Raw genomic sequence first — 8,368 nt, 5'->3', positions numbered from 1 at the left:
CAGTCAGGGCCACCAATCCAGCCTGAGGGTAGAGATAGGCAGCTACGCCTGGGGCGGCGGTGGCGAGCAGGCGCGCCCGGACAAGATAGCCATCAGCCTCGACAAGCGCGCTTATCAGGCCGGCGACAAGGCCAAGGTGACCCTGGTCTCTCCCCGTGCGGGCAAGGGGCTGCTGATGGTGGAAGATGGCGACGGCCTGCGCTGGTGGCAGCGCATCGAGCTCAAAGCCGAAGGCGGCGCGGCGGCAGAGGGGCGCGGGGAGTTCGAGATCCCGGTCAGCCCCGACTGGCAGCGCCACGACGTGCATATCTCGGCCCAGATAGCGGCGCCGGACAGCGACGCCCAGCCGGTGAGCCAGCAGCGGGTGCAGGGTCTGCGCTCGGTCGGGCTGGTGCCGCTGGTGCTCGACCGGGAGGCGCGTCGGTTGCCACTCAGTCTGAGTGCACCGGACAAGGCGGTGCCGCTCAGCCGGCTCGAGGTGGCGGTCAGCGCGACCCCGAACAGCCGGGGCCGGGTGGTGCTGGCGGCGGTGGACAGAGGGGTGCTCAATATCAGCGACTACCAGCCGCTGGATCCCTTCGAGATCTTCTTCGGTCGCAAGCGCTTCGCTCAGGATTTGTTCGATAACTACGGTCAGGTGATCCCGCCCCAGGATGGCAAGCTGGCACGGCTCAACTACGGCGGCGACGCGCCGGCCCTCAAGAAGGGCGGGGCGCTGGAGAGCCGGGTCGAGGTGGCCGCGCTCTGGAGCGGCGAGGTGAGCTTCGATGAGAGCGGCAAGGCGGTGATACCGCTGGATCTGCCGAACTTCAATGGTGAGCTGGCGCTGATGGCGCTGGCCTGGAATGAGCAGCAAGTCGGTCAGGCCGAGCGGGCCATCAAGGTGGTGTCTCCCCTGGTGGCCGAGATAGGCTGGCCACGCTTCGGTGCGCGCGGGGATGAGACCCGCGCCCTGGTGCAGCTGCGCAACATGAGCGGCGAGGATCAGACCCTGTCGCTGGCCTGGACCCTGAGTGGCGGCCTGCAGGCGGGCGCCGAGCTGCCAACCACCCTGGCGCTGAAGCAGGGTGAGGAGCATTGGCTCACTCTGCCGCTGCACGTCAGCGGGGCGAGCGGGGTGGCCCGCCTGCAGCTGGCGGCCAGCGGCAAAGGCTTTGAGGTGAACCGCGAGTGGTCGCTGCCCCTGCGATCACCCTGGCCGGCCGAGACTCGCCAGCGTTATCAGATGCTGGCGCCAAACCAGCAGATGAGCTTCGCACCGGACGAGTTGGCGGGGCTGGATCCTGCCAACCTGCAGGGGCTGCTCAGCTTCTCCGGCACCCCGCCCTGGGATCCGGCGGCCCAGTGGCAGGCGCTGGCTCAATACCCTTATGCCTGCCTGGAGCAGACCCTCTCCCGCGCCTGGCCTTATGAGCTCACCACGGCCGCCGAGCGCGAGGCCTGGTCTCAGTCTCTGCCCAGGCAGGACAAGGCGACGAGTGAGGCCGAGGTGCAGCGGGCCTTGCTGCAGCGCCTGCAACGGTTGCAGCTGCCGAGCGGCGGCTTCGGCCTCTGGGATGGGCGTTCCGACGAGGAGCAGTGGCTCACCGTCTACGCCGCCGACTACCTGTTGACTCGCAAGGAGGCCGGGGAAGCCGTGCCCGAGGCCATGCTGAGCCAGGCGCTGGGTCGCCTGCAGAGCTATCTCACCGATGGTCAGTACGGCGAGCGCTGGAGCAGTGCCCCCGAGCACAGCCGGCTGGCCTATCAGGCCTACAGTGCTTATGTACTGGCACGGGTGGGCAAGGCGCCGCTCTCCACCCTGCGGCTCATCTGGGAGCAGCAGGCGGATCATGCCCGCTCCGGTCTGCCGCTGCTGCACCTTTCCCTGGCCCTGTCGGCCATGGGGGACGAACAGAACGGCGCCCTGGCCCTCGACCGGGCGCTGGCGACCCCGCGCGGGGAGGATTATCTGGCAGATTACGGCTCGCCGCTGCGGGACGGTGCCCTCGAGCTTGCCCTGCTGCGCCAGCACAAGCTGGCACAGGCGAGCTGGCCCGAGTTGAGCGCCAAGCTGGCCGACACCCTGGCCCATCGCCAGTGGCTCAGTACCCAGGAGCGGCTCGCCCTGCTGCGCCTGGCCCAGGTCGACCCCGCCGTCGACTGGTTGGCCAGGGTGGAGAGCGCCGCGGGTGAACAGCGTCTGGCCGGTCAGATGAGCCGGCAGCTAGGGGCTCCGGATTCGCTGGCCGTCACCGGTGTCGACAATCAGGGCGAGGGCTCCCTCTATGTGCAGCGCACCCTGATAGGCTACCCGACACAGGCGCCAGCCCGCATCAGCCAGGGCATGAGCGTGACCCGCAGCTGGTTCAATGCCGATGGGCAGCGCTTCGATCCCGCCAAGGCACGGGTCGGCGATCTGGTGGTGGTGCGGCTCAACGTATCGAGCGAACAGGCGGTGCCCGACGCCCTGCTGGTGGAGATGCTGCCGGCGGGCTTCGAGCTGGAGAACCCGGCCCTTGGCAACAGCATCAAGCTCGAGGAGCTGAAGATTGAAGGCAAACCGGCCTGGCAGAGCGACTGGAACGACTACCTCAAGCATCAGGAGTTCAGGGACGATCGCTACACGGCGGCGCTGGATCTGAGCGCGGGAGGCAATCAGCAACTGGTCTACCTGATGCGGGCGGTGACGCCGGGTCGCTATCAGGTGCCGCCGACCCAGGTGGAGGATATGTATCGCCCCGAGCTGAGGGCGGTCGGGCAGGATATTCACGAGGTGATCATCTCTGAATAAGTCGTCCTTGCCGGACCCCTCACGCCCGGCCAGCTACTTGGCGCTATGCCGGGCAGGCGCTCGCAAGCTAGGGTCCGCCTGGCGGAGGGGGCCCCCTTGGCTGCGCCTGACGGGGCTGTTATTGGGTGGCACTGTCCTGTTATTGCTGGCGCTGGACAGGGTCTTCCCGCCGCCGCCGCTGGATCCTGCCTATGCGCGGGTGGTGCTGGACCGGCAGGGCAAGCCGCTGCGGGCCTTCGCCGACACCAGCGGGGTCTGGCGCTATCCGGTGACCCTGGAGCAGGTCTCCCCACGCTACATAGAGGCGCTGCTTGGCTACGAGGATCGCCACTTCTGGCAACACCCCGGGGTCAACCCGCTGGCCATGGCACGCGGCGTCTGGCAGTGGCTGCGCTATGGCCGGGCTGTTTCCGGTGGCTCCACCCTCACCATGCAGGTGGCGCGTCTCATCGAACCCTACCAGCGATCCATTCCGGGCAAGCTGCGCCAGATGGCGCGGGCACTGCAGCTGGAGTGGCACTATGACAAGCGCACCCTGCTCACCGTCTACCTCAACCGGGCGCCCTTTGGCGGCAATCTGGAGGGGGTGCAGGCGGCGAGCTTCGCCTATCTGGGCAAGAGTGCGGCCAAACTCACCCATGCGGAGGCGGCCCTGCTGGCGGTGTTGCCCCAGGCGCCCAGCCGTTACCGGCCAGACAGGCACCCCGAGCTGGCCCGCGCCGCCCGCGACAAGGTGATGCAGCGGCTGGTCAAACAGGGGGCCTGGCCTGCGTCTGTCTGGGAGCAGGGGCGCATCGAGCCGGTGCTGGCCCGGGGGCACTTCACCCCCATGGAGGCGCCGCTGTTTGCCCGCCTCGCCGCCGACAGCCAGCCGGGGGCGCTGGTGCACACCACCATAGACGGGGATCTGCAACGCTGGCTGGAGGCGCGGGTGGCGAGCTACATCCGCCGCTTCCCGGAGCAGACCTCCGCCGCCCTGCTGCTGGTGGACAACCAGACCATGGCGGTGCGCGCCTACGTGGGCAGCGCCGAGTATGGCAACCTGCGGCGCCACGGCTACCTCGACATGGTGCAGGCCATTCGCTCGCCGGGATCTACCCTCAAGCCTTTCATCTATGGCTTGGCGCTGGATGCGGGCTTGGTGCATTCGGCCTCCCTGCTCTCCGATGCGCCACGCCTCGGCGCTGACTACCGCCCCGCGAACTTCAGCGGCGCCTTTCAGGGGCCTGTGACCCTGGCCCAGGCGCTGCAGCAGTCCCTCAACGTGCCGGCGGTGCAGGTACTGGAGGCGCTGGGGCCCGATACCCTGGTCAACCGGCTGGACAATGCGGGGGTGCGGCTGGCGCTGTCAGACAAACCCAATCCCGCCATCGCGCTCGGGGCCGCAGGCATTCGGCTGGAGCAGCTGGTGGCGCTCTACAGTGCGCTCACCCGCCGGGGGCAGGTGGCGATGCCGGTCTGGCTCGCAGGGCAGCAGGCGGTGTCTCGCCCCTTGCTGAGCCCGGGGGCCGCCTGGATCGTCTGGCACATGCTGAGCACGCAGGGGAGGGCGGATCAACCCTTCGACAGCGAGGCGACCGGGCGAGTCAACCGGCTGGCCTGGAAGACCGGCACCAGTTACGGCTACCGCGACAGCTGGGCGCTCGGGGTCTCGGGCCGCTGGACCCTGGGGGTCTGGCTCGGACGCCCCGATGGCACCCCCTTGCCCGGCTTCTACGGCCAGAGTGCGGCGGTGCCGCTGCTGCTCTCGGTGTATTCCCGCCTCAGCGATAACAGCCCCTTGCCGGTACAACCCAATACCGTGAGTGAGGCCGACATCTGCTGGCCACTGGGGCGGCGGGCGAGCGCCACCCTGCCAGGCACCTGCCAGCAGCACCAGAGCGCCTGGCTGCTCGATGAGCGGGATCCCCCGACTCTGCCCGATCCCATGGACTGGCCCTCACCGCTGCGCAAGGTGGCGCTGACGGCGCAGGGCACACCGACCCTGGCGCGCTGTCTCGAGGCCAGCGACTCGACCTGGCGGGCCTTGTGGCCGTTGGCGCTCGAGCCCTGGCGTGCCCCCGGCGAGCGGCGCGGGGCACTGCTGGCCAGTGGTTGCGAGGGGGAGGGACGTGGGGCGGATCTGCAGGCGCCAATTCGCATAGTGGCGTTGGGGGAGGGCAACCTCATCCGCAGCCAGCGTTACCGCCTGCAACCCAGGGTGCTGGGCGGGATCGGCAAGCCGTTCTGGTTTCTCAACGGTCAGCGCCTGCGCTGGGACGGGGATCAGGTACTTAGCGAGGCGGGCCTATATCAGCTGGTAGTGGTTGATGAGGCGGGCAACAGCGATCGTATAGAGTTTCGACTGGAAAATCCCTCCTGAGCAGGAGAGGGTTCGGTTTTGGCCCACCATAATGTGACAAAATATTGACGATCGCCCTGGTCAGGAGCCTGTGAAGGGCGAGAGGGGCCTTGCCTTCAGCGGCTCAGGGCTTGACCTGCCCCAGCCGAGTAAAGAAGTGCTGACTCTTGCGCTGATGGAAGTGGCTCTTCTTGATGGGATGGAAGATGAGCGTCGTGTCCGGGTGGCTCGCCTTGAGCCGATGGATCATTGCCATGGCCGGCAGGCCAGTACTGACCAGGGTGGTGAGCGGCAGACTCTGGGTCTCTGCCCCCAGCAGCAGATTGAGCCCTTGCTGGGCCTGCTCGAAGCGGGTCATGACGGCGGGATCGGCGTAGCCGCTGCCCAGCATGGTGAGCAGGGCATCGAGGGCCTGATGAAAGGCCGCCAGCTGCTGACGAAAACCGCTGCGGGCCCGCAGGGAGATCAGCTCCTCGAAGGGGATGGCGGAGAGGTGAGTGGGTACTCGCAACGGGATCTCGAGGTGGAAGCAGTCCTGACCGCCCCGGTTGTGGTAGCGGGATTCGAGCAGGTGCAGCAACCTGTCCAGATAGTCGTGATCCGTGATGAGGGCCCCCTCATTGGCGAGCGCCCACTCACGGGCGAGGCGCATGGAGAGCAGGTTCGCGAAGCGCCGCGCCATCCTGATCCCCCCCTCGTCCTGGCTGGCAAAGCCGGTGGCGAGACAATAGCCGTGCAGCCGCTCGAGACCGGCCTGGGCCGGGCAGAAACAGTCGTGATTGCTGGCCTGACGCCAGCGGCCGATGAGCTCCTTGTTGCCAAACACCTTGTGGCGGACGAAGTCGGGAGCGATAAGGCCGGCGATCTGATTTTCTATTTGGGGAGTGATGGCCGCAAAGAAGTCGGCATCGGGCCGCTCGGCCAGCAGATCGGTCTGCTGGCGCAGGGTTTCCAGCAGGGCGGTCAGGCCGCTCTTCTCGCTGACGGTAAAGACGAAGGCGAGCCGCTCCAGGTAGATCAGGGCAAACTTGAGCCAGAGTTCATCCCGCACTTCCATGCCGGGGTAGTAGATATAGGTCTTCATCGAATCGATCTGTTATCAAGACTGTTGCCAGGTCGCAGGCTGGGGAATATACGCAAGATCGCCGTCTGGCGGCAAACATTGCGTGGGGAATTGTGCGGGGGAATGTGAGCGGGCGCTCAGCCAGTAGGCGCTGGCCCCAAACTTCTGATATAATTCGCGCCCTTAAATCGAGGCCACCCGAGTCATCATCATGAAGTTCATTATCAAGCTGTTCCCGGAAATCACCATCAAGAGCAAGTCAGTGCGTCAGCGCTTCACCAAGATGCTGCAGGGCAACATCCGCAACGTGTTGCGCCGCTTTGACGAAGATGCCCGCGTGCGGATGGACTGGGACAAGCTGATCGTGAGCTCGCGCAATGACCAGTTCCACGCCCAGTATCTGGAGACCCTGGCCTGTATCCCGGGCATCCAGTATTTCCTCGAGGTGAAGCTGAGCAACTTCACCGACCTGCACGACATCTTCGAGCAGACTCGCGCCGTCTGGGGTGATCGTCTGAAAGGCAAGACCTTCTGCGTGCGTGCGCGCCGGGTCGGCAAGCACGACTTCAGCTCCCTGGAGCTGGAGCGCTACGTGGGTGGTGGCCTGAACCAGCATTGCGAAACCGCCGGTGTGCGCCTGAAAAAACCCGATATCCAGGTCAACCTGGAAGTGGAAAATGATGAGCTCTACATCATCAGCGCCGTGCACCACGGCATGGGTGGCTTCCCCATGGCGACCCAGGAAGACGTGCTGAGCCTGCTCTCCGGTGGCTTCGACTCTGGCGTCGCCTCCTACCAGTTCATCAAGCGCGGCTGCCGGGTGCACTACTGCTTCTTCAATCTGGGCGGGGCTGCCCACGAGATAGGCGTCAAGCAGGTTGCTTACTACCTCTGGAGCAAGTTCGGTGCCTCCCACAAGGTGCGCTTCACCGCCATCGACTTCGAGCCGGTGGTGGCCGAGATCCTCGAGAAGATCGACAACGGCCAGATGGGCGTGGTGCTCAAGCGCATGATGATGCGTGCCGCCGGCCAGGTGGCAGAAACCTTCCAGATCCCGGCGCTGGTGACCGGCGAATGCGTGGGGCAGGTCTCCAGCCAGACCCTCACCAATCTGAACGTCATCGACCGGGTGACCGACAAGGTGATCCTGCGCCCCCTCATCACCTGGGACAAGCCGGACATCATCGCCGAGGCCCGCCGTATCGGTACTCTGGAATTCGCCGAGACCATGCCGGAATATTGCGGCGTCATCTCCAAGAAGCCGACCATCAAGGCCGTGCTGTCCAACATCGAGGCGGAAGAGGGCAACTTCGACTTCGCCATCCTGGACAAGGTGGTGAGCGAGGCCCGTTATCTCGACATCCGCCGCATCGGCGAGGAGACGTCCGCCCAGGTGCAGGAGGTCGAGACGACCGAGGTGCTGGCCGCCGATGAGGTTGTGCTGGATATCCGCTCCAGTGATGAGCGTGACGAGAAGCCGCTGGTGGTGGAGGGACGCGAGGTGCTGCACATCCCGTTCTTCAAGCTGGCGACCACCTTTGGCGACCTGCCCAAGGAGCAGACCTATCTGCTGTATTGCGATCGCGGCGTGATGAGCAAGCTGCAGGCGCTCTATCTGAAAGAGCAGGGCTTTGACAACGTGAAGGTGTATCGCCCGTAACCAACGCGCCTCCCATAAAAAAATCCGGCCATAGCGCCGGATTTTTTTATTTCACCTCGGAAGGTCAGCCCAGGCTGATCCCTCTATCTTCTGCCATGGGATCAGGGGCAAGGCACGGGGGTAAAGGTCTCCTGGCCCTGACAGCGCCAGCCCATCTCGGCCTGACGCATCTGCCACAGGTTGTCACTGCGAAACATCGTCAGGATATAGATCATGTCGCTCTTGCGGCCATCAAGCGCCACCGAGAGCACCAGATCGTTATCCAGTTGCTGGGCGTGGATGCGGCTGGGCACGTCTTCATGGCCCACGAAGCGGCGCGCCACTTCGCGGTAGTCGTTGACCCAACCCTGCTGACTGCTGCTCGCCTGACGGATCTGCTGGTTGAACTGTTGCACCGGGGTCGATGCCAGGCGTCCGAACAGGGCCTGTGCGCCGGCATGAGCCGCCGCAACCGTCATCAGTAGGAGAGTGGTAATGAGCCCAAGTTTTTGCATGAGGTAGTCCGGCTTAAAACGACCACTCTATGACAAC

Annotated in this window: 5 protein-coding genes; 3 read left to right on the top strand and 2 right to left on the bottom strand. The window is 65.6% G+C overall.

Annotation, left to right across the window (positions count from 1 at the left end):
- Positions 1-2,773, top strand: a 2,773-nt coding sequence (locus tag BN1124_RS10575) for an alpha-2-macroglobulin family protein (RefSeq protein WP_042641697.1), incomplete at its 5' end; no start/stop codon positions are given.
- A gap of 37 nt (positions 2,774-2,810) precedes the next feature.
- On the top strand, positions 2,811-5,135 hold the full coding sequence (pbpC, locus tag BN1124_RS10570) for a penicillin-binding protein 1C (RefSeq protein ID WP_407921197.1): 2,325 nt from the start codon (positions 2,811-2,813) through the stop codon (positions 5,133-5,135).
- Positions 5,136-5,238: 103 nt separating this feature from the next.
- Here the strand turns inward: pbpC and BN1124_RS10565 are convergent, their stop codons facing one another.
- Complete coding sequence (locus tag BN1124_RS10565; protein ID WP_042641693.1) at positions 5,239-6,198, bottom strand: hypothetical protein; 960 nt, start codon at positions 6,196-6,198, stop codon at positions 5,239-5,241.
- A 190-nt stretch (positions 6,199-6,388) separates the two neighbouring features.
- Here BN1124_RS10565 and thiI point away from each other — a divergent pair, with 190 nt between their 5' ends.
- The gene (gene thiI / locus BN1124_RS10560; RefSeq protein WP_042641691.1) at positions 6,389-7,837 is read left to right on the top strand and encodes a tRNA uracil 4-sulfurtransferase ThiI; all 1,449 of its coding nucleotides are present in this window, start codon (positions 6,389-6,391) and stop codon (positions 7,835-7,837) included.
- A 101-nt stretch (positions 7,838-7,938) separates the two neighbouring features.
- On the opposite strand, the gene BN1124_RS10555 is transcribed toward thiI, so the two are convergent.
- A complete protein-coding gene (locus tag BN1124_RS10555; protein WP_042641689.1) occupies positions 7,939-8,331 on the bottom strand; it encodes a hypothetical protein in 393 nt (130 codons plus the stop codon).
- Positions 8,332-8,368 lie beyond the last annotated feature (37 nt).

The organism is Aeromonas eucrenophila, from assembly GCF_000819865.1.
Lineage (GTDB): Bacteria > Pseudomonadota > Gammaproteobacteria > Enterobacterales > Aeromonadaceae > Aeromonas > Aeromonas eucrenophila.
This window is presented reverse-complemented; position numbering and strand designations above follow the sequence as displayed.

Bases quoted from the DNA above. Each gene is read 5' to 3' on its own strand.
- BN1124_RS10565 (WP_042641693.1), bottom strand. From the start codon at position 6,198: ATGAAGACCTATATCTACTACCCCGGCATGGAAGTGCGGGATGAACTC.
- thiI (WP_042641691.1), top strand. From the start codon at position 6,389: ATGAAGTTCATTATCAAGCTGTTCCCGGAAATCACCATCAAGAGCAAG.
- BN1124_RS10555 (WP_042641689.1), bottom strand. From the start codon at position 8,331: ATGCAAAAACTTGGGCTCATTACCACTCTCCTACTGATGACGGTTGCG.